Source organism: Acidobacteriota bacterium (assembly GCA_020845575.1).
Lineage (GTDB): Bacteria > Acidobacteriota > Vicinamibacteria > Vicinamibacterales > Vicinamibacteraceae > Luteitalea.
This window is the reverse complement of record JADLFL010000008.1, coordinates 17583-38236: the sequence shown is the minus strand read 5'-3', so window position 1 is coordinate 38236 and position 20654 is coordinate 17583. Positions and strand designations below refer to the sequence as shown.

19 protein-coding genes, 1 tRNA gene, 1 other RNA gene and 1 pseudogene are annotated in these 20654 nt (G+C 67.9%); 14 read left to right on the top strand and 8 right to left on the bottom strand.

The features are described from left to right. Nucleotides 1-21: 21 nt before the first annotated feature. The 5 genes from IT182_01815 to IT182_01795 form a co-directional block, all read right to left on the bottom strand. Entirely contained in the window at nt 22-1188 is a 1167-nt protein-coding gene (locus tag IT182_01815; protein MCC6162064.1) for a hypothetical protein, read from the bottom strand. A 136-nt stretch (nt 1189-1324) separates the two neighbouring features. Further along, nucleotides 1325-1780 (bottom strand): hypothetical protein, encoded by a 456-nt coding sequence (locus tag IT182_01810; protein ID MCC6162063.1) that lies wholly within the window; start codon nt 1778-1780, stop codon nt 1325-1327. 1 nt (nt 1781) lies between these two features. After that, complete coding sequence (locus tag IT182_01805; GenBank protein MCC6162062.1) at nt 1782-2468, bottom strand: PorT family protein; 687 nt, start codon at nt 2466-2468, stop codon at nt 1782-1784. A 109-nt stretch (nt 2469-2577) separates the two neighbouring features. After that, complete coding sequence (locus IT182_01800; protein MCC6162061.1) at nt 2578-3834, bottom strand: DUF1501 domain-containing protein; 1257 nt, start codon at nt 3832-3834, stop codon at nt 2578-2580. A 17-nt stretch (nt 3835-3851) separates the two neighbouring features. Further along, a complete protein-coding gene (locus IT182_01795; protein ID MCC6162060.1) occupies nt 3852-5315 on the bottom strand; it encodes a DUF1800 domain-containing protein in 1464 nt (487 codons plus the stop codon). 404 nt (nt 5316-5719) lie between these two features. On the opposite strand from IT182_01795, the gene IT182_01790 reads away from it, so the two are divergent. Continuing rightward, on the top strand, nt 5720-5956 hold the full coding sequence (locus IT182_01790; GenBank protein ID MCC6162059.1) for a hypothetical protein: 237 nt from the start codon (nt 5720-5722) through the stop codon (nt 5954-5956). Nucleotides 5957-6075: 119 nt separating this feature from the next. Beyond that, nucleotides 6076-7497, top strand: coding sequence for a hypothetical protein (locus IT182_01785; protein ID MCC6162058.1), 1422 nt, complete (start codon nt 6076-6078; stop codon nt 7495-7497). 9 nt (nt 7498-7506) lie between these two features. Here IT182_01785 and IT182_01780 read toward each other — a convergent pair whose 3' ends face one another. Beyond that, nucleotides 7507-8367 carry a metallophosphoesterase gene (locus IT182_01780; GenBank protein ID MCC6162057.1) on the bottom strand — a complete coding sequence of 287 codons (861 nt, stop codon included), beginning with the start codon at nt 8365-8367 and terminating at the stop codon, nt 7507-7509. 100 nt (nt 8368-8467) lie between these two features. Here IT182_01780 and IT182_01775 point away from each other — a divergent pair, with 100 nt between their 5' ends. The 5 genes from IT182_01775 to recR all read left to right on the top strand — a co-directional run bounded on the left by IT182_01775 (nt 8468) and on the right by recR (nt 12391). After that, on the top strand, nt 8468-9346 hold the full coding sequence (locus tag IT182_01775; protein MCC6162056.1) for a carbon-nitrogen hydrolase family protein: 879 nt from the start codon (nt 8468-8470) through the stop codon (nt 9344-9346). A gap of 108 nt (nt 9347-9454) precedes the next feature. After that, an RNA gene (gene ffs, locus IT182_01770) (signal recognition particle sRNA small type) lies at nt 9455-9552 on the top strand. Between the two features lie 46 nt (nt 9553-9598). Next, nucleotides 9599-11383, top strand: coding sequence for a DNA polymerase III subunit gamma/tau (dnaX, locus tag IT182_01765; GenBank protein ID MCC6162055.1), 1785 nt, complete (start codon nt 9599-9601; stop codon nt 11381-11383). A gap of 101 nt (nt 11384-11484) precedes the next feature. Continuing rightward, on the top strand, nt 11485-11778 hold the full coding sequence (locus IT182_01760) for a YbaB/EbfC family nucleoid-associated protein (GenBank protein MCC6162054.1): 294 nt from the start codon (nt 11485-11487) through the stop codon (nt 11776-11778). A gap of 10 nt (nt 11779-11788) precedes the next feature. Then, entirely contained in the window at nt 11789-12391 is a 603-nt protein-coding gene (gene recR / locus IT182_01755) for a recombination protein RecR (protein ID MCC6162053.1), read from the top strand. On the opposite strand, the gene IT182_01750 is transcribed toward recR, so the two are convergent. After that, the gene (locus IT182_01750) at nt 12392-13360 is read right to left on the bottom strand and encodes a flippase-like domain-containing protein (protein MCC6162052.1); all 969 of its coding nucleotides are present in this window, start codon (nt 13358-13360) and stop codon (nt 12392-12394) included. It abuts the gene before it with no gap. Nucleotides 13361-13461: 101 nt separating this feature from the next. Here IT182_01750 and IT182_01745 point away from each other — a divergent pair, with 101 nt between their 5' ends. Next, nucleotides 13462-14073: a DUF4203 domain-containing protein gene (locus IT182_01745; protein MCC6162051.1), complete on the top strand. Its 612-nt coding sequence runs from the start codon at nt 13462-13464 to the stop codon at nt 14071-14073. A gap of 23 nt (nt 14074-14096) precedes the next feature. Then, entirely contained in the window at nt 14097-15047 is a 951-nt protein-coding gene (locus IT182_01740; GenBank protein MCC6162050.1) for a sugar phosphate isomerase/epimerase, read from the top strand. Here IT182_01740 and IT182_01735 read toward each other — a convergent pair whose 3' ends face one another. Further along, on the bottom strand, nt 15048-15341 hold the full coding sequence (locus IT182_01735; GenBank protein ID MCC6162049.1) for a winged helix-turn-helix transcriptional regulator: 294 nt from the start codon (nt 15339-15341) through the stop codon (nt 15048-15050). It lies immediately after the preceding gene. A gap of 305 nt (nt 15342-15646) precedes the next feature. Here IT182_01735 and IT182_01730 point away from each other — a divergent pair. The 5 genes and pseudogenes from IT182_01730 to IT182_01710 all read left to right on the top strand — a co-directional run bounded on the left by IT182_01730 (nt 15647) and on the right by IT182_01710 (nt 20651). Further along, a tRNA-Asn gene (locus tag IT182_01730) sits at nt 15647-15721 on the top strand. 452 nt (nt 15722-16173) lie between these two features. Continuing rightward, nucleotides 16174-17511, top strand: a complete 1338-nt coding sequence (locus IT182_01725; GenBank protein ID MCC6162048.1) for a putative Na+/H+ antiporter — start codon at nt 16174-16176, stop codon at nt 17509-17511. 805 nt (nt 17512-18316) lie between these two features. Beyond that, nucleotides 18317-18877: a DUF488 domain-containing protein gene (locus tag IT182_01720; GenBank protein ID MCC6162047.1), complete on the top strand. Its 561-nt coding sequence runs from the start codon at nt 18317-18319 to the stop codon at nt 18875-18877. Nucleotides 18878-18955: 78 nt separating this feature from the next. Continuing rightward, a pseudogene (locus IT182_01715) lies at nt 18956-20278 on the top strand (amidohydrolase family protein). A 13-nt stretch (nt 20279-20291) separates the two neighbouring features. After that, nucleotides 20292-20651, top strand: coding sequence for an arsenate reductase family protein (locus tag IT182_01710; GenBank protein MCC6162046.1), 360 nt, complete (start codon nt 20292-20294; stop codon nt 20649-20651). Nucleotides 20652-20654: the final 3 nt, after the last annotated feature.

The window sequence follows — 20654 nt, the reverse complement described above, 5'->3', positions numbered from 1 at the left end:
ACAGGCTATCTCGCGCAAACCCTAGGGACGTTGCTTCTGCGTGGCGGATGCGGGTGCGAAGGGCGCGTCGGGATCGCCCGTCCAGCGCGACAGCCTCAGTTCGGCTCCCTGCTGTCCGTCTCGCACGCTGTCGACGACGAGGTAGAACCGTCCGTCGCCGAGCGACACCAGGCCGACGTCGGCCTTCTGGTTCCACCCGCGAATCCCCGTCGCCTCGTCGCGGAGTCCGGCCGCGGCGAGCGGCAGTCGCAGGCCCTCGTCGCCCGTGCCTGTGAGCGGCCCACGCGTCGGCTGCGCGGCCGCGTCCACGGCAAAGAGCGTGTAGTTCGGAAACGCCGGCTTCCGTCCGCGATAGACGCCGAGCAGCCACCGCTGCGTGTGCTCGTCGTATTCCAGGTTCTGCACGCCGTACGTGGTGTTGCCGGTGTAGACGAAGTACTTGCCATCGTGAGCGGCAGGTCCGCGTCGATGGAGTGCCGCCTGATCCAGCGGCTGCGCGTAGGTCTCCCACCACGACGAGGCGTCGTACTGGAGCAGCACCTGATGGTCGTTGTCGTGACGCGCGACGTTCGCGTACACGCCGTAGGCCACCGTCAGATATGGCCGGCCGGACGTTTCCCCGAATCGCGGGCCGAAGCTCACGCCGTCGATGCCGCTGCACCCGTATCGATGGTCTGCGGTCTCGGCGACGTTGCCGTCGAAGCGGCCGTCGCCATTCATGTCCGCCGTGTAGTCCTTGACCACTTCGGCCAGATGAACGGTCCGCAGCAGCGTCGACTTCTGCGCGTCGAGACCAACCCGATCGACGCCAGGACCATCGATGATCGCGATGTAGAACGCGTCGGCCGCCTTGTATTCGAGCGAGCCGTAGATCCGTCCGTCGCGCTCGTCGATGTCGAGGTCTCCGAGGTGTCCGGTGAAGCCGCCCAGCGTGCCGACGAGGCGGCCGGTGAAGTCCGTCTTCACCAGCAGCGTCGTGAACGAGTAGTAGACGAAGCCGCGGGTCCGATCGACAGCCACGCCCTGCACGTGTGAGGTCGGCCACCCGCTGCTGCTGACCGTCGTCGGGAGCGGCGCGACCGGCGTCTGGCCAACCGTATGGGTGGCGACCGACACCGGGCTCGCCACACCCGAAGCGAGGACCATCAGCGCGAGAGAAGTGAGTGGACGTGTCACTGCGTCGCTCATGGTATCCCCTGCGGGAACCCGACGCGCGTCGCCCGGATCGTCGGCATGGCCGGCCACGCGCATCGCGAACGCCTCGTAGCAATGGGCGTTGGTGCGTCGCGGCGATCCACCAATGGCGGCGCCGCCCTTGGACTGGCTACCTGATGATGATGCGACCGCGGAGCCCTCCGTTGTTCGGGTTGATGTGATCGTGGAAGCCGCACGTCCGCACCGTGACCATGTTTCCCGTCTCCCGGCTCGCGCCTGGCACCAGGTGCCCCACCTGATTGATTTCCGGGCAATCGGTGTGGTCCGGGTGCGGGTCCGAGGCCATGTGGTGCGGCTGCCCGTGGTCGTTGACAAACAGCAGGCGCGTGCCTGGTGCGATCACGATCTCGTTCGGTGTAACGGTGCCCGTGGCGGAGATCGTGATGCGCGCTGCGCTCGGCGGCGACGGCGTCGTCGGGTTGGGGCTTTCGCCTCCACCGCACGCCACGACTTGCGACAGACCCGCCACGACGACTACCGCGACGCCGCGAGTGGCGGCGGGCGCACCACGAGCAGAACGCCACCATCGAACGCGCAAGCTCCGCGGGATGGACCAGGATGACATGTCAGAACCTGAGCCCGACGGTGATTGAGGCCGCGCGATTCTTCATCACCACTGTGTCGGTCCGATCCGCGTCGATGTCGCGCACGCCGAAGGTGTAGCGCGCGTCGACGGTCAGCCGCGCGAAATCGACGCCCGCCGCCACTGCGATGCCGATGTCGAACCGTTCCACGTCATCAGTCAGGTCGAACTCCTCGACCACCGAGCCGAAATCGACACGGCTGCGCGCGCGGAGCCGCCAACCGAGCGCAGGCCCCGCCGCAACATGGTAATTGCGCGTCGAGCCGCGGCGCGTGAACCTGGCCAGCAGGGGCAGTTCAAGATACTCGACCCGCAGCGACGAGTCGATGCCGGCCTCGGTGAGCCGAACGCCCTTGGCCGAATAGAGACCTTCGACCTGCGCCGACAGGACCGACGTGAGCGGGATCACGACGAACCCGCCGCCAACCGCGCCGACGTGGGGCGCTACCGAGGGGCCGTCTTCGTCGAAAGTGATCGAGGCGAGATTGACGCCGCCCTTGACTCCGACCTCCAGGCCCTGGCCGAAGGCGTGTGTGCCGCCGGCAAGCAGGATGGCGCACGCCGCCAGGAGGTGACCTCCCACCGGCCAGACGCGAGACACACGCCCCCGTGGCAGGTCCAGCGTGTCGGTGCCCCGCGAAAGTGGTGCGTCAGGTAGGCGTCGTGTCATGCGTTCATCGTCTCCGGATTCTGCCAGCACCCCGAAGCCGTGCGACGGCGGGCGGGACTCACCGCGTGCCTCGAGCGCGCCTGTTGCGGGGCGTCGGCGTGGAGCGTTCTCAAAGGATGGCCGGCCCGCCGCGGAAGTCGCCGTTCAGGAGGGCCACCGAGTCGGCGCCGAGCCATTGGTCGATGACCGTGGCGTAGACCGACCGGAAATCGGTTTCGTGACGGACGTCGCGGCCCTCGTTCTCGAGGGTGATGTTGTCTGGCGTGCCGCGCAGGCTCGGAGCCGTTCCATAGATCCCGCCCCGTATCCCGCCGCCGAGCGCCAACATGACGCCGGCCGCACCGTGGTCGGTGCCCCGGCTGCCGTTCTCGTCGATGCGGCGACCGAACTCGGAGAATTGCAGGACGAGCGTGTCGCCGAGCAGGCCCTGGTTCAGGAGGTCTCTGTAGAACGCCGAAAGCGACACGTCGAGCGTCGACATCAGGTTGGCGTACGTCCCGTTTGCGGCGTTGGGGTCCTGGCCTGAATGTGTGTCGAACCCCCCTGTCTGCACCCAGAAGACGCGCGTGCCGACCTCTTTCACCATCGCGCCGGCCACCATGCGCAACGCCAGAGCGAGGCCGTTGTTGGGATACGTGACGCTCGGGCTGTAGGTCGCGACCTGGCCGACGCGATCGAGCGTGGCGAAGGCCGCCTGCGCGGTGGCATTGACGAATGACAGGTGCGGGGGATCGACCGCCAGGTGGGACGACAACTGCATGGCGGTGGCGCGCGCCGCCACGGCGTCTGCGCCGCCATTCGGGCTGGCAAACGCATACTGCTGCGCGTCTGGAATCGAGGGCACGCCGACGGTGCGCGACAGCAGCGTGCGCGGAGTCTCCCTGGCCGTGGACCACCCCACCAGCGGGTCGACCGGCGCCGGCAGGCTATCGAGATAGCGCCCAAGCCACCCAGTTCCCTGTGGCGATTTCGGGTCGGCGGTCGACCAGATGTCGGTCCCCTGGAAGTGCGAGCGGCTCGAGTTGGGATACCCGGTGCGCTGCATCACCGCCAGCCTGCCATCCCGGAAGATCGACTGCAGGTTCGACAATCGCGGATGGAGACCTAGGGCGTTTCCCGCGCGGTCCGATCCGATCTGCAGGACGTTGGCAGCAGGCACGGCCAGCGTCGGCCGGCGCGCGTAGTATTGCGCATCGGTGTAGGGGATGACCGTGCTCAGTGCATCGTTGCCGCCACTCAGGTACAGGACGACGAGGTTGCGGCGCCGCTGACCCTGCGCCAGGGCGAGGTCGGACACAAACGACGGTGCGGAAAAACCGATCGTGAAGGCCGCGACTCCGCCGCGCACGAACTCACGTCTGGTCATCGACATGGCTGCTGTCCTCAGATGAACTGGTACTCGCCCGATCCGAGGACCAGGTGCACGAGGCCGGCCGACTTGTTGGCAATCTGTGCGTCCGAGGCGGACCACGCACCGCCAAACGTCACATAGTCGGTGAGCGCGGTCACGCGCATGCCGTCCATCTCGTCAGACGACAGTCGGTCTAGGACACCCGAGACCAGGCCCGACGGCGTGGCGGCGTCGGTGCGCAGCACGTCGCGGAGGTTGAACTTCTGGTTGCTCGCCAGAGTGGCGGCAAAGTTCATCCGCGCGAGCATCGCGCCGGTGGAGAACCAGCCGCGACCAAGGTCCCACCCGTTGACGTCCGGAGGATCGAGCAGTTGCTGACCCATGTTGGCAAGCGGCGTGAGCGCGGCCCCGACCGAGAAGCCGTTCCAGCCGACCTCCTTGAGGGAGCGCACGACGAACTCCGCCGGCCACGAGTAGCGCCGGTAGTGATTGGCCGGATCGGCGAACTGCCGCGACAGCAGGAGCCGGCGTACCATCGGCGCGACCTCGAAACCGGTAGCGTAGTAGACGGAGGCAACTTCGTTGACCAGCGCCTCGTCTGGCGCGTCCACGTCGTTGATGAAGTACGCGTACAGCTTGCGCGCCAGCCTCGGGCCGGTCGCCGGATGGCGCGCGACCGCATCGATGAGGTCGAGGCCATCCTGGATTCCCGACGACCCGCTCCGCGCCGCAATCGTGCGGTCGCCGCCGGGATAGATGGCGAAGCTGAACTCCTTGGCAGCCGTATCGTGTTGCCCCGCGTTGAACGCGAAGGCGTATCGCCGCGTGGCATCGGTGCCCGGCCGCGAGAGGTTCCATCCAGTGAATGCGCGCGCCCCGGCGTAGACGTCGGCTTCGACGAACGTCCCGACGCCCATCGTGAACAGTTCCATCAACTCCCGCGCGAAGTTCTCCTGCGGCCGCGCCCGCACGTTGGTCCGGCCGTCGAGCCAGAAGAGCATCGCCGGGTCCTGTGCAACGGCCACCAGCAGATCACGAAAATTGCCAAGCGCGTGCCGACGGAACAGCTCCAACTGGCCCGTCACGCCCGCCGCGTCTTCGGAGGGCTTGGCGGCGAGCAGGCGGGTGGCTTCGGCTGCTCCGACTTCACCCGCGATCTTGGAGTACGCGGTGGCGAAGTGGTTGTGCCAGAAGAGCGCCATCTTCTCTTCGACCGGGCGCTGGCTGTGCACCATGCGGAACAACCAGCGCTGTCTGGCATCGACGATGCTGGCCGCAGGCTGGAACACGCCGCGCGCCGTGACGCCGACATACCCGGGCTGTCCGATGCGGTCGTCGACATCGTCAGGGATGTCGGCATAGTCGAGGAGTCGCGCGAGGGCGGTGCCGAAGCCGAGGGGACCGAGGCGCGCGTACGCGGCGACGTCGGCTTCGGTGGCGCCGAACGCGACGCGCCGCAGCAGGTGCTCGATGTCCTGTTCTCGCCCTCGGGCCACTGTCCATGCTCCAGAAAGGCAACGCGTATCGTCGAGTGACGGCTGGCGGGCCTCGCGGACGAAGGCCGTCGACCGGGCCACGCGCGCGCATCCCACCGCTGCGACTGAGCAAGGAGCATACTGCGGATTCAGGAGCCGAATCGCACCGGGGAGTAGCGCCGGAGTGCGCACGCCGATCTCCGTTCAGGCCGGTCGACACCGAGTCGAACGGCAGCATTCCCGCTGCTCCCCACGCGTGATTCCGCGAACCCGGGCGCCGTGGGTGCGCGCTGGATCTCGAAGCGCTCGACGACAGCGGGCCGCCTGTGCGTCTTGTCCGCCTTGCTTTCTTCGAGCACCCCGTCGTCAGGGTTTCTCGAACTCGTCGAGCCCGGCCTGGTCGTCGCAGCCGCCCACCCGGCGCGGTGGGTGATGTGTGGTTTGCCGCCTACCTGCTGTTGTGGACGGTGGCCGTGAGCGCAGCGCTCACCAACGCGTGCGATCTCGGCCTGTCCAATCTCACCGGCGGTGCCATCGCGCAGCCGTGGGGCGGGGTGCTGTACAGTCTGGTCATGGGCTTGTTGGCGCCAGACATGAAGCGAACAAGTGTATGGCGCGGTCACGAGGAGTACCGGGAATGCCGAATGCCGAATGCTGAATGACGAATGACGAATGATGCTTCGGTGCCCGGTGCCCGGTGCCCAGGCTTGTCCGCCCTGTCACGAATCCCCTCCTGTCGCCCACCTTGCTGACGAGTCTGGCTCGAACGAAAGGACTGAACATGCGGAGCTCTCTGGTCGTCGGCGTGGCGGCCGTCCCTCTCATTGCGGTGTCGGTCAGCCTGGCAGGGCTGGCCCAGGCGCCGAAGGCCGGGTCGAAGGCGGCGTCGGCGCAGCAGAAGGTGACGCCGCCCGAGTCGCGGTACTGGATGGGCGTGACCACCGGCGCCGGCATGCTGGCGATGGGCGGCATGACGGGCGGTGGGCGTCCGTCGATGGGGTCGATGATGAAGATGGCGATGTCTGGCCTGCCATCGGCCAGCCAGACGATCGAGCTGCGCCTGGGCACCTCGCTCGCTCCCACGGGTGAGCCGCAGGCCTTCCACACCTTCCCGTCTGGCGCGCAGGTGAACCAGCCGATCTACCTGGAGACGCCGCAGCCGGGCAAAGGGCAGACCGCGTCCCCCGGGACCTACAAGGAGCCGAAGGGGCAGATCACTTTCTACTGGGGCTGCGGCGAGAAGGCCGGCCCTGGCCAGCCGGTGATCCTGACGTTCGACAAGTTGATGCGCGGCGAGAACGAGCCCGAGCTCGAGGCCCTGCAGGGCGCCGTCGGCGCCAACGCGGTGCGGACGCCTCGTACGAGCAACTCGAAGACGTACGGCGACTGGCCGAACGGCGACCGCCTCAAGAAGAATCGCAACCTCGACGCGACCTTCCCGATCGGCGCGTCGCTCGCCGGACAGCACGCGATCGAAGGCACGTACACGACGAAGATCGACTTCACGCTGCCGGACAACAAGTCGTTCATGCAGCCGGTGAAGTACACCTCCACGTCGGTGCTCCCGTCTGGTGCGCTCGCATTGCGCTGGGGCGCGCCCGGACGTGCGACAGGGTATTCGGTCGGCGTGATGGCGCCCGAGAAAATGGACGATGAGTCGGCCAATATCGTGATGTGGTCGTCGGCACAGCGCCCCGCGACGTTCGTGCAGATGGAGCACCTCACGCCCGCCGAAGTGAAGCGGTTGATCGAGCTCAAGGCCATGCTGCCGGCAGACACGACCGACTGCACGGTGCCGGCCGAAGTGATGAAGTTCACCAAGAACGGCTCGATGCTGATGTTCACCGCGTATGGCGACGAGGCCACGTTCATCCACCCGGCGCGGCCCGCGGATCCGGCCGTCACGTGGGACCAGGAGTGGTTCGCGCGCGTCAGCTACAAGTCCGTGCGCATGGACATGGTGTCCAAGGACGGTGTGATGGACATGGGTGCCATGACCAGTGGCGGTGGCGCGAAGCCCGATCCGAAGTTGTCCGACGAGGAGTACTGCGCGCAGCTCGCGCAGCAGCAGCGCGGCAAGCCGTCGGTGGCCGATGCCATTCCCGGAGGCCGTCTGCTCGGACGGTTCGGACGCAAGAAGGAAGAGGCGCCACCGCCGCCGCCCGACGACCCGCGGTGCGCGAACCTGCAGCGAAAGAAGTAGGCGCGCGCGTCAGAACGTTCCGCGCGGATCGATCGCGTCTGGCACCTCGTCGAGCGCGTGGAAGCGATGCGTGATGGCCGACTCCGTCACGCGGAACGCGCGCAGGCCCGACCGCGACCCGCCGAGCGGCATCCCCACGGCGCCGGTGACGATCGACTCGAATCCCCCGTCGATCGCGCCGGCGTTGCGATGATAGTGGCCGGACACGAGCGTCTTCACGCCGGCGTCGCGCAGCAGCGCGAGCAGCGGCGTGCGGCGCGCGAGCGGGATGTTGAAGTAGTCGTCGGTCTCACCCGCCGACGTCAGGAACCACGGGTGGTGCTGGAAGACGACGATGTGGCGCGGCGCGTCCCGGCGTGCCGCGTCGAGTTGCGTGCGCAGCCAGGCCTCCTGTTCGGCCGCCTCCTGCGGCGCCGCCGTCGGCGTGTGAATCAGCGACGAGTTCAGCACGATCCCCAGCAGGTTCTCGTGGCGGAACGTGTAGCGGTCCTGCCCGTAGCGTGCCCGATACGCCGCGAGGGCTTGCGGCGTGGGCGCGTTCTCCACGTCGTGATTGCCCGCCATCTCGTACACGGGGATTGATGCATCGATCGTCCTGCGAATGCGGTCGTACTCCTGCATCTGCGCCGCGTCGCCGGGCGTGTTCACCAGATCGCCGGTGATCACCACGAACGCGGGCCGCAGGCGGTTGACGTGTGCGACGGCCTGCTCGAAGTTCACGGTTTCCTGCGCGAAGTCCTTGTCTGCCGTGAACATTCCGAACTGCGGGTCGCTGAGCTGCAGGAACACGTAAGGCTCGACTGACGCAGGCGCAGGCGCTGGCGCGGACGCAGGTGCGCAGGCAAGCGCCAGACCAGTCAGTCCCGCCATGACGAGGGTCGCCGCCGAGGTGAGTCGCATGGGAGGAACTCTACTCGAATGCCGGGATGCCGCGATGCCGGGAGTGCGGGCGGCGCTACACTCATCGGTCATGCGTGACGTGGTGCGTGTGGCAACGGCGGCGCTGCCGGCTTCTCCTGACGACACGTCGGGCAATCTCGACGCGATTGCCGGTGCGGCGCGGGACGCGGCTGACGCTGGCGCCGACATCCTGTTGTGTCCTGAGCTGAGCATCACCGGCTTCATCCCCAACCATCCGACGGGCGACCACGCGACGTGGCTGCGCGAGGCGCTGCTCGGCGCGCGACGCATGGCCGAGCCGCTCGATGGGCGGGCCGTCGGTCGCCTGACAGCCATCGCGCGCGACGCGCACATCCTCGTGGCCGCGGGTCTCCTGGAGGATGCGGGCGCCGTGCTGTTCAACACGCACGTCCTCGCCGGGCCGGACGGCGTGCTGGGCTGGTGGCGCAAGATGCACGTCCCGCTGTTCGAGATGCCGTTCTACAACGGCGGCGGCGCGCCCGCGGTGGTAGAGACGCCGCTTGGACGCATCGGCGTCACAGTCTGCATCGACGCGTTCCTGCCCGAATCCGTGCGGCTGCTCGCCATCGAGGGCGCAGAAATCGTGCTGTTCCCCTTTGCCGCCGATCCCGCGCCCGTTTCACCCGCCGGATGGTGCGCCTGGGCGAGCCCCGTCGTGCGGGCTCGCTGCGTGGAGAACGGCGTATTCGGCGTGGCAGCCAACGTCCGCGGTGACGTGCGGTTCGCCGGGGTGTCGCAGCGCTTCGGCGGCGGCGCGCTCATCGTGGGGCCGGACGGGCTGGTGATCACCAGCCAGGAGCAGGAGGATGGTCCGGCCCTGCTCGTTGCCGATCTGACGCGCGAGGCGCAGCTCGACGCGCGGGCGGCGTTCGAGTACACATTCCGTTTCCGTCGGCCCGAACTCTACGAACGGCTCGCCCGGCGATGAGCGCCCCGCCCGGCGTGCGAGACGTCGCCTTGCTCGTCCCCGGCCCGCGGACTACACTGGGGGTTCGGTCGCCTCGGGCGATCGCCGGCCGTGGTCGCTCGCACCGCGGTCCGGAGCCTGTGCAACGCCAGACCTCGAACCGCGTCAGGACCGGAAGGTAGCAGCGCTAAGGGGATCCTGCCGTGTGCATGGGGACTCCGGGTCGCGGTGGGATCGACCCGGCCATCACTCACCATCGGACTGCCGAGATCAGTGTCACGCCCGTATCAGGTGCTCGCCCGCAAGTGGCGTCCCCAGCGCTTCGATGATGTCATCGGGCAGATTGGCGTGACGCAGACGCTGCGCAACGCGATCCAGCGTGGTCGCATCGCGCAGTCCTTCATCTTCTCGGGTGCCCGTGGCGTCGGCAAGACGACCACCGCGCGCATCCTCGCGCGCGCGCTCAACTGCGAGTCCGGCCCGACCGCCGATCCGTGTGGCACGTGCGATGCGTGCGTCGAGATCGCGGAAGGGCGCGACATCGACGTCATCGAGCTCGACGCCGCCACGCACACAGGCGTCGACAACGTGCGCGAGGTCATCATCGAGGGTCTCGGCATCTCGCCCGCGCGCGACCGCTACAAGATCTTCATCATCGACGAAGTGCACATGCTGTCGAACAGCTCGTTCAACGCATTGCTCAAGTCGATCGAGGAACCCCCTCCCCACGTCGTCTTCATGATGGCGACGACGGAACTGCACAAGATCCCGGAGACGATCCGATCGCGATCGCAGGAGTTCGAGCTGCGCACGATCGGCGCGCGCAGCGTCGCCGAGCAGCTGACGCACATCGCGAAGGCCGAGGGCATTGACGCCGATCCGGACGCGCTGCTGCTGCTCGCCCGATCGGGCGAGGGCAGCATGCGCGACGCGCTCAGCGCGTTCGATCAGGTGATCGCGTTCGCGGGCGACCGGATCACGGCGGCCGACGTGGCGTCGGTGCTCGGCCTCATCGGGCGCGACGTGCTGATGGACATGGCGGAGATCGTCGCCGACGGGCGCGCGTCGGATGTCTTCGACGCGGTGGGGCGGCTGGTCGAGTCAGGACAGGACCTGAAGCTCGTCGTCCGTGAGCTGACGGGACTCGTGCGCGACCTGATGATCGTCGGCATCGATCCCACGCGATTGCAGGATCCCGAGCTCGCCACGGATGCGGAACGGCTGCAGGCGTTGTCGGCGCGATTCTCGCGCGAGGATCTGCTGCGCGCGTTCGACGTGCTGGCGCGTGCCGAGCAGGACGTGCGTTACGCGGCGCAGCCACGGTACCACCTCGAGATGGCGCTGCTGCGGTGGATCCATCTTGGACACCTGACACCGATTGCAGACGTGCTCGACGCGCTGGGCAGCGGACGTCCGTTGGCGTCGGGCACGGTGTCGCGTCCGGCGAGCGCGCCATCGCGGTCCGCAAGCGCGGCACCGGCGACGCCTGCGAGCTCTGGCAGCGCGCTGCGTCGTCTCACGCAGGCCGTGGACGCGCGGCAGGAGACGCGGCCGGTAGCCCCATCGGCTCCGGCCGTCACACCGGTGCCGGCTGTACGAGCCGAACCGCCCGCCGTGACGCCGGTCGCAACCAACGAACCGCCTCCAGCCGCATCGGAACCGACGTCAGTATCGCCCGCTCCGTCGAGCGGCGGCGACGGTACCGTCGACGCGTTCATCGAAGCCCTGCGCAAGAGCAACAGGACGTTCTTCGGCACGGCGCTGTCGCGTGCCACGTTCGTGGTCGAGGACGCGGTGCTCGTTGTAACGGTCGGTGGGAAGTTCGAGCAGCAGCGATGCGAAGGACGCCGGAGCTGGATCGAGGAGACCGCGCAGCATGTCTTCGGCCGCGCGTTGAAGATGGACGTGCGCGTCGTGGCGTCGGCCGCGGAAGCGAAGGTCGATCCCGCGGAGCAGGACAAGGCCCGCCTGAAGGAGCAGGCCCTGAAGAGCGAAGCCGTGCAGGCGATGCTCGACGTGTTCTCCGCCGAAATCAGGGACGCGGAAGAGATTACATAGGCGGGCACCGGGCACCGGGCACCGGAAGTCAGTCGGGGCGGGCTCGTCCGAAGGTAGGGCCGGCTCTCCGAGCCCGGCCGTCTACCGATGAGGAGCAAGACATGAACATCCAGAAGATGATGCAGCAGGCGCAGCAGATGCAGGAGCGCATGCAGCGGCAGATGGCCGAGACGGTGATCGAGGCATCGGCCGGCGGCGTGGTCTCCGTGAAGGTCGATGGGGCCAAGCACCTGCTCTCGATCACGATCGACCCCGAGGCCGTCAGCGCGGGCGATGTGGAGATGCTGCAGGACGCGATCCTCGCGGCCGTGCAGGACGCGCAGCGCAAGGCCGACGAGAAGATGAACAGCACCATGAGCGGCATGCTGGGCGGCCTCAAGCTGCCCGGCATGTGACGCGCCGGCATTGTCTACGCCCTACCCGGAGCCGCTGACGCGGCTCATCGAGCAGCTGCAGAAGTGGCCCGGCGTCGGCGCCAAGACGGCGCAGCGCCTGGCGTTTCACGTGCTGAAGGCCCCCCGCGAAGACGCCGAGCGCCTGGCCGACGCGCTGCGTGACGTGAAGAGCCGCGTCGTGCACTGTTCCATCTGCGCCAACATCACGGACACGGATCCGTGCGTCTACTGCGCGAGCCCCGATCGCGACGGCCGGATCATCTGCGTGGTCGAGGAGCCGGTGAACGTGGTGGCGATCGAGAAGACGCGCGATTTCCGCGGACGCTATCACGTGCTCATGGGCACGTTGTCGCCGCTGCAGGGCATCGGCCCAGATGCGTTGCGCATCAAGCCGCTGCTCGCCCGCGTGGCGACCGGTGACGTCGACGAGGTGATCCTCGCCACCAATCCGACAGTCGAAGGCGAAGCGACGGCGCTCTACCTGTCGAAGCTGCTCAAGCCGCTCGGCGTGCGCGTGACGCGCATCGGCATGGGCGTCCCGATGGGCAGCGATCTCGAGTACGCCGACGAAGTGACGATGACGCGCGCCCTCGAAGGCCGCCGCGAGATGTGACTATCGCGTACCGCGATCGAGGCCGCGCAGGCCGAGGAACACCACCCCCACTCCGGTCCACACCAGCATGCGCGCCTTGCGCACCACGGCGAGCGTGACGCCGAGCGCTGACGTGCCGTAGAGCACCTGCGTCAGCAGTCCGGAACCCGCCTCGTCCACGCCGAGCCGCATCGGCACGAACTTGAACGCCACCTGCACGAACCTGTTGATCGACTCGAGCAGGAACGCGCCGAGCAGCGTGGGACCTGTTGCGGCGGGCAGCAGCAGCGCCACGGTGAGGTACGTCTCCGCCACGCCGAGCACGTGGTAGCCGCATTCGAGCAGCAGGATCGGCAGCGGACGCGAGGGATGCCGTCGCGCGAACGTGTAGACCTGGTCTTCGAAGATGCGCAGCTTGTCGGCACGCGTCCGCAGCGCAACGGGCACGAGCGACAGCCGCTCCAGCCACGCCATGCCAACGGTGAGCGGACGAAAGCGCCCGCTTACGAGTGCCGCGGCCAGCGTCAGGAACGCCACCATGCCCGCGAGGGCGACGAGGCTCATCGCACGCAGCGCCGGCGTGACGTCGAACTCGGCGAGCAGCGCCAGCGTGCCCCCGCCGATCATGGCGGCCACCGTCACGATGTAGAAGAGGTTCTCGACGGCGATGCCGGAGAGCGCGGTCATCAGCGACACGCGATCGCGCACGAACGCGGCCTTGGTCGGCTCGCTGACAAACAGACCCAGCGGCGTGAGGTTGCCGAGCGCGTCGCCGCTCACGAGCGCCGGGAACGTGTCGCGCAGCCGCAGGGTGTGTGGCGGTTCCGTACACAGCAGCCAGGCCCAGGCACGCGCCGCGAACCGCAGGCCCGACAGCACGAGGATCCCCAGGAACGCGAACCCGACACGACCGAAACCGTCGGCGATGGTGTCGAGGCCCGTCCGGCGCAACGTCCACGCAAACAGCGCAAGACCCGCCAGCGCAGCCACGACCCCGCCTAGTCGCGAGGCAGCAGGTTGGCGCGAAGCAGGCTCTGGCATTGGATGGGAAAGGGAGACGGACGGGCGTGCCGCTCCACTATAATGCCGCGATGCTGCCGGCGACGCTGCATGTCCCTGCCGCTGTCCTCTTTCTCGTGGGCGGCGTGTTGTCCTGTTTTCTCGGGCAGCGGACGTTCCGAATCGTGCTCGGTCTGTACGGGTTCGTGCTCGGCGTGCTGGTGGCTGGCTCGGTGGTCGGGCCTGCCGACACCACGCGAGACATCCTGATCCTGGTGGGCGGCGGCATCGGCGGCGCGTTCGCGCTCGTGCTTGCGTACTTCATCGGGGTCGCGCTCCTCGGCGCAACGCTGGCGGCACTGGCCGTGCACGCCGTGGCCGCGTACTTCGGCGCCGAACCGCCGGCGCTGCTCGTGGTGGCCTGCACGGTCGCCGGTGCACTCCTCGCCCTCTCCATGCAGCGCTACGTCATCGTTGTCGGCACGGCGTTCGGCGGCGCGTGGCTGCTGGTGATGGGGGCGCTCGGCCTGTGGCATCGCGAGTCGGTCGTGGGCCTCGGCAGCGCGGCCACGGGATGGCAGGCGTATCCGCTGCGTCCCGCGCCTGGCGAGCACTGGGTGCTCGTGGTCTGGCTGCTCCTGGCGGTGGCCGGGCTCATCGCGCAGTTCCGTCTGTCGGCGCCGCGCCTGCTGCGCGCACGCTGAACGCATCGCGTACGCGTTCCACCATGGCTGTTTCACGTCGCCACTTCGCTCGATCGCTCATCGCCGTTGGCGTACCTGCCGCGATGGCGGCGCGGCGCGCCGATGCTGCTCAGGAGCAGTCGTCGGCCGTCGGCGGCGTTGCCGTGTCTGGGCCGCAATCGCCGGTGCTCCTGTTCTCCAAGCACCTGCCCGATCTCGGCTGGCGCGATCTCGGTGCGGCGGTCCGCAGCGCGGGCTTCGATGGCGTCGATCTCACGGTGCGTCCGGGTGGTCATGTGCTCCCCGAGCGCGTCGCGGAGGATCTGCCTCGCGCCGTGGCGGCCATTCGCGACGCCGGCAGCATGGTGGGCATGCTGACGACAGCGCTGACGCAGCCTGATGACCCGACGGCGTCACCGATCGTCAAGACGGCGCGCGCCGTCGACGTACCGCGACTCAAGGCCGGCTACTACAGGTACGCGTTCGCTGACGTGACGAAGGAACTCGCCGCGGCCACCTGGGCGTTCCACGGACTCGTCGCACTCGCCGCACAGGCGGGCGTGGTCATCGCGTACCACAATCACTCCGGGTACATCGGCGCCCCGGTGTGGGATGCGCTGCAGATGATCGACGGGCAGCCGCCCACGGCCACGGGCCTGTATTTCGACGTCCGTCACGCGACGGTCGAAGGGGGAGTGGCTGGCTGGCGGGTGGCGCTGCAGCGTGCGGCGCCACACCTGCGCATGCTCGCGATGAAGGACTTCTACTGGGACAAGGGACGCGACGGCCGATGGCGCGTCGTCGATTGTCCGATTGGCGAGGGGATGGTCGACTGGAAGACGTTCGGCGCCCACCTGCGCGCCGCGCGGTTCAGCGGTCCGATCTCGATACACGTCGAGTACGACCCGGGCGGACGGACGCCCGGGGAGCAACGCGATCGGATGCTGGAGGCGATGGTGCGCGATCGCACGCGCCTGATGGCACTGCTCGCGTGATCAGCGCTTCTTCTTCGCCTTCGCGCCATCGTCGAACTTGCCGGCCCAGCGCGCGACGCGCGTGATGGGAGTGCTGTTCAGCCGATAGCGGCGCTGGCGGCCTTCCTTGCGGACGGCGACGAGACGGGCTTCGAGCAGGAGCCTCAGGTGTTGCGAGATGGCCGGGCGACTCATGTCGAACGGCTCGGCGAGTTCGTTGACGGTGCGGTCACCGGTCCGGAGCAGGTCGAGCAGCGCCCGGCGCGTCGGATCGGCAATCGCACGGAAGACGTCGGTCTGGGCTTGCGCGGTCACGTTCCACACAGTACGGAAGCCACCGCGGAAATGTCAACGCATGCCTTCCTATTCCGGCAACGGGCAACCGGCAACCGGCAACCGCGCACAGGACGCAGACGGGCCGTCGACCGGTCCGCCTGCGCGCTGACGCGCTAAGGCGCGGCAGGCCAGCGAGGTTCCGAGAGAGCGGTGCACCGATCCACTCCCCGCGTCCGGGTGTCCGGCTCTCCCGTTGACCTCGGGCGGAGGCCCACAGTACACTGACGAGTCGTTGCGCGGCAGTACGGCGCAACACGCGCGCGACAATGCGCGTCTCCCCGAGTTCCTCAGTAGCTCAATGGCAGAGCATCCGGCTGTTAACCGGAGGGTTGTAGGTTCGAATCCTACCTGAGGAGCCAGCCTTCGCTCGGCTCAGCCGAGCTTCGGCCAGGCGGGCTCTCCTGGGCCTGGCCAAAGCGAGTCTCCTCACGCGAAGGCTATCTCGCCGTAGCGGCGTCAGCCGCGAAGGTGGACCTCCCCGTTGCACTCCTTGCAACGGCAGCCTTGTGCCTGACGTTGCAGAATCTGCAACCCGTCGCATCGCATCTGCTCTCTCGCGCGAGGAGAGTGCATGTTCCCGGGGATGATGGCGATACACTCCAACGCTCGGGGAGGAGTCGGCACCAGTCTGCCACGTCTCTCATGACAGAGTGGGAATCGTGCGGAGACGACATGTTCGTTCCGCACCTCGTCAGATCCGGAGTGCGTCGTCGTGACGGCTGAGACTACCGAGGCGCCCGCGTTCCCGCGCGCGCTCACAAGCTATCCGTCTTCGCCCGATCAGACGTTGGGCGGTGAACTGCTGTCGCGGATGGCGATCGAGCCGTTCAATGCGGTGGCGACGGGCATCTTCGTGCTGGCCATCCTGCACACGTTCGCCGCCGCGCGGTTCGCACGACTGGCGCACCGCGTGCAGCACCGGCACGACGAGGCCGCCCGCGCGCACGGTCGTCCCGCGTTCCCCAGCGTGGTGGCCGGGTTGCTGCATTTCCTCGGCGAAGTGGAAGTCGTCTTCGGCCTGTGGGCGCTCGTGCTGATGATGGCCATTGCGCTGTACGCGGGGTGGGACGTCTCGACGCACTACATCAGTGACACGGTCAACTACACCGAACCGATGTTCGTGGTCGTCATCATGGCGCTGGCGTCCACGCGTCCTGTCGTGGGGTTCGCGGAGGCCGCGCTTCGTCGCGTGGCAGCGGCTGGTGGCGCGACGCCCGCGGCCTGGTGGCTGGCCATCCTGATCGTCGGGCCGCCGCTCGGGTCGTTCATCACCGAGCCCGCCGCGATGACGATTTGCGCGTTGCTGCTGGCGCGCCAGTTCTACGATCTGCAACCGTCCGCACGCCTGAAGTACGCCACACTCGGCCTGCTGTTCGTGAACGTGTCCATCGGCGGCACGCTCACGCACTTCGCCGCGCCGCCCGTGCTCATGGTCGCGCGGCCGTGGGAATGGGACATCCTCTTCATGGTCAGCCACTTCGGCTGGCGCGCCCTCACGGCCGTCGTCGTGTCGACCGTGGCGTACTTCCTGCTGTTCCGTCGCGAGTTGCGTGGCCTCGCGACCCTCCCGCCGGAGCCCGACATCGAGTCGCCCGATGACCCCGCCAGGGGATTGCTGCCGGTGCCGCCGTGGGTCGTGACGGTGCATCTGGCGTTCATCGCGTGGACCGTGATCAACGCGCACCACCCGGCGATGTTCCTCGGCGGGTTCCTGTTCTTCCTCGGGTTTGCCCGGGCCACGTCGCCGTATCAGAGCCAGCTCGAATTGCGGACACCGCTGCTGGTCGGTTTCTTCCTGGCAGGTCTCGTGATCCATGGCGGGTTGCAGGGATGGTGGATTGCGCCACTGCTCGGCAGCCTGGGCGAGACACCGCTCTTTGTCGGCGCGACGGCACTGACGGCCGTGAATGACAACGCCCTCATCACCTATCTCGCCACGCTCGTGCCGAATCTCGGCCACGAGTTGAAGCTCGCCGTCGTCCAGGGTGCCGTCGTCGGTGGTGGATTGACCGTGATCGCGAATGCCCCGAATCCGGCCGGTCAGGCGCTGCTGGGACGCTTCTTCGGAGGCGCGGTGTCGCCGCTCTGGCTGTTCGCGGGCGCGATCCTGCCCACGCTGATCGCCGCCGCTGTCTTCCGGCTGCTGTGATCGGGCACGGGTGCGATTCTCGCCGCCTCCATTGCCTCGTCACGTGGAAGGCCGGCCGGTTCCGCGGATAGAATCCCGCGGCATGCCGATGCGATCGGCGTGCGTGGCGGCGTGGGTGCTCGGTCTTCTCCTGACGCCTGCGCAGCTGCTTGCGCAGTTCGTGGCGCCGGCACCGCGATACGCGCGTCATGGACGCCGAGCAAGTAGTCCGATTCGTAAAGACGCCGGCCTGGTTCGACACGCCCTGCCCGCTGATCGCGCTCGAGGCGCCGCTGCATGAGGAGGCGTCCCCATCGATCGGGGCTCGCGTCCGCGAACAGGCCGAACGTGTCGCGTGCCTGCGCCGGGTGCTGGCGCCCCTCGTGGAAGCCGAGCCGGGGATCGAGAGGAACCCGTGCGAAGACCGGCGTGTCGAGGATGGCCTTGTCGAACTCGAACTGGACGACCTCGCGGCCCCGGACGCGACTTGGCCTCGAGCACACCCAGTCACTGCGGCTCGGTCAGTCCATCTCACGCGGCGTACACGGCAATGGCTGCGAGCATTTCGTCAACGCCGCTTGATGGTGGAACGGAGGCTCGCGGGTGTCTCGAGCAGATCGGCGAGCGCTCGCGCGCTGACAAAGTCTGTCGGTTGGGCTCTGAGAGCCGACCTCGCCATTTCGTCGACCATGTGTCATTGAAAGAGTTCGATTCGCGCGCGGTGGCCCGGTGTCTTGGAAAGAGATTGATCGCACGTGACGATCGGCGCGCCGAGGGCTTCGGCGAGCGCCACGTACATCGCGTCGTAGGCCGTGATGCTTGTCACATGTCAAGGAAGGCCTCGGTCCCGCCGTTCTTCACGATCGGCCATTCGACTCGACCCCTCGACGAGTTCATCGCCCTGTTGCGTGAGTCGCGCATCGAACGACTCGTGGACGTGCGCACGATTCCGCGTTCGCGATTCAATCCACAGTTCAACAAGGACACGCTGCCGGACGCGCTGGCCGGTGCCGGTATCTCGTACGAGCACCTGACGGCGCTCGGTGGACGCCGGGGCAGGAGCCGTGACGTGCCACCGGAGGTCAACGCCTTCTGGACGCACGAGAGCTTTCATTCGTACGCCGACTACGCCCTCTCGTCGCAGTTTCGCGAGGGCCTGGATCACCTGATCGACGATGGACGCCAACGGCGCTGCGCCATCATGTGCTCCGAGGCCGTCTGGTGGCGGTGCCACCGCCGCATCGTGGCCGACTACCTGCTCGCGCGTGGCGAGACAGTGATTCACATCATGGCGCCCGGGCGCGTGGAGCCGGCGACCCTCACGCCCGGCGCCGTCGTGCGTTCCGACGGGACGGTCGTCTATCCACCGGCGCAGCCGTCCATCTGAAATGCCGAATGCGGAATGCCGAACGCCTTCAGCCTTTCAGCTGCGAGCCGTTGTAGGATGCCTCGCATCGAGGTGTCCATGCTTCGCTCACTGTTGCTCACACTTGCGTCCACCATCCTGCTCGCCGCGTTTCCGGCGGTCGCGTCGGCGAGGACGCTGATTCATGCCGGCCGTCTCATCGACGGACGGGCCGACTCCGCCCGCACGCAGGTCACCGTCATCGTCGACGGTGAGCGCATCATTGGCATCGCCGACGGCTACACCGCGCCGGGGCCCGGCGACACGGTGATCGATCTGCGGTCCGCCACGCTGATGCCTGGTCTCATGGACATGCACGTCCATGTGACGGGGGAGCAGTCAGGGCAGGCCGGCTACGCGGAGGGGTTCTATCTCGAACCGGCGGACCTCGCGTTGCGCGCGACGATGTATGCGCGCCGTACGCTGATGGCCGGCTTCACGACGATCCGCGACTGCGGCGCCGGCAAGAAGCTCAATCTCGCCATGCGCGATGCCATCGCCAAGGGCTGGATCGTGGGCCCGCGCATCTTCGCCGCCGGCAGCGTCACGACGACGGGTGGGCATGGCGACGGCACCAACGGTCTCATCGCCGACCTCCAGGAACGTCTCGCTCCATCTGTCCTGCTCGCCAACGGTCCCGATGAGATGCGCGCCGCCGTCAGGCAGCGCTACAAGGACGGCGCCGACTTCATCAAGATCGCCGCCACCGGTGGCGTACTCAGCCTCGCCAGAAGCGGACAGGCGCCGCTCTTCACAGAAGAGGAACTGAAGGCCGTCGTGCAGACGGCGCGAGACTACGGCATGACGGTCGCCGCGCACGCGCACGGCACCGAGGGCATGCTGCGCGCCGTGCGTGCCGGCGTGCACTCGATCGAGCACGGCACCTACATGACCGACGAGATCTTCGCGGCCATGAAGGAGCGCGGCACCTGGTATGTGCCGACGATCAGCGCCGGCCGCTTCGTGGCGGAGAAGGCCAGGATCGACGGCTACTTCCCGGCCGTAGTCAGGCCGAAGGCCGCCGCCATCGGTCCGCAGATCCAGGACACCTTCGGGCGCGCGTACAAGGCGGGCGTGAAGATCGCGTTCGGCACCGATCAGGGCGTGGCGCCGCACGGCGACAACGGGAAAGAGTTCATCTACATGACGGAGGCCGGCATGCCGGCCATGGAGACGATCAAGGCCGCCACGTCGAGCGCCGCGTAGGTGATCGGCATGGAAGCGGATCTCGGGACCGTCGAGAACGGCAAGATCGCCGACCTTGTCGCCGTGCCGGGCGATCCGCTCGCCGACATCACCGCGATGACACGCGTGCACTTCGTCATGAAGGGCGGCGTCGTCCAGAAGCACGAGACCGCCGCGGCAGCGCCCACGCGCCGCTGAGTCCGTCGAACCGATGGCCATCACCGTCTACCAGTACCCGAAGTGCAGCACCTGCCGGAACGCGCTGAAGTGGCTTGACCAGCAGGCGATTCCTTACGCGTCAGTCGACATCGTGACGGCGCCGCCGTCGGCGTCCACGCTTTGTCGCCTCCATCGCGCGTCGCACCTGCCGCTGGCGAGGTTCTTCAACACGTCGGGGGAGAGCTACAGGAACGGCGGCTTCAAGGAGCGGCTGAAGACGATGAGCGAGGGCGAGGCATACGCGGTGCTCGCGGCGGACGGGAAGTTGATCAAGCGCCCGCTCGTCGATGCCGGCGACGTGGTCCTCGTCGGCTTCGACCCGGTTGCATGGGCGGAGGCTCTACGTCGCTGACGT

Excerpts from the sequence above, each read along its gene's own strand:
- IT182_01725 (MCC6162048.1), top strand. The coding sequence starts at position 16,174 with ATGGCGATCGAGCCGTTCAATGCGGTGGCGACGGGCATCTTCGTGCTG.
- IT182_01740 (MCC6162050.1), top strand. The coding sequence starts at position 14,097 with ATGGCTGTTTCACGTCGCCACTTCGCTCGATCGCTCATCGCCGTTGGC.
- IT182_01815 (MCC6162064.1), bottom strand. The coding sequence starts at position 1,188 with ATGAGCGACGCAGTGACACGTCCACTCACTTCTCTCGCGCTGATGGTC.
- IT182_01720 (MCC6162047.1), top strand. The coding sequence starts at position 18,317 with ATGTCAAGGAAGGCCTCGGTCCCGCCGTTCTTCACGATCGGCCATTCG.
- IT182_01805 (MCC6162062.1), bottom strand. The coding sequence starts at position 2,468 with ATGACACGACGCCTACCTGACGCACCACTTTCGCGGGGCACCGACACG.
- IT182_01775 (MCC6162056.1), top strand. The coding sequence starts at position 8,468 with ATGCGTGACGTGGTGCGTGTGGCAACGGCGGCGCTGCCGGCTTCTCCT.
- IT182_01760 (MCC6162054.1), top strand. The coding sequence starts at position 11,485 with ATGAACATCCAGAAGATGATGCAGCAGGCGCAGCAGATGCAGGAGCGC.
- IT182_01780 (MCC6162057.1), bottom strand. The coding sequence starts at position 8,367 with ATGGCGGGACTGACTGGTCTGGCGCTTGCCTGCGCACCTGCGTCCGCG.
- IT182_01810 (MCC6162063.1), bottom strand. The coding sequence starts at position 1,780 with ATGTCATCCTGGTCCATCCCGCGGAGCTTGCGCGTTCGATGGTGGCGT.
- IT182_01745 (MCC6162051.1), top strand. The coding sequence starts at position 13,462 with ATGCTGCCGGCGACGCTGCATGTCCCTGCCGCTGTCCTCTTTCTCGTG.
- IT182_01710 (MCC6162046.1), top strand. The coding sequence starts at position 20,292 with ATGGCCATCACCGTCTACCAGTACCCGAAGTGCAGCACCTGCCGGAAC.
- IT182_01800 (MCC6162061.1), bottom strand. The coding sequence starts at position 3,834 with ATGACCAGACGTGAGTTCGTGCGCGGCGGAGTCGCGGCCTTCACGATC.
- IT182_01785 (MCC6162058.1), top strand. The coding sequence starts at position 6,076 with ATGCGGAGCTCTCTGGTCGTCGGCGTGGCGGCCGTCCCTCTCATTGCG.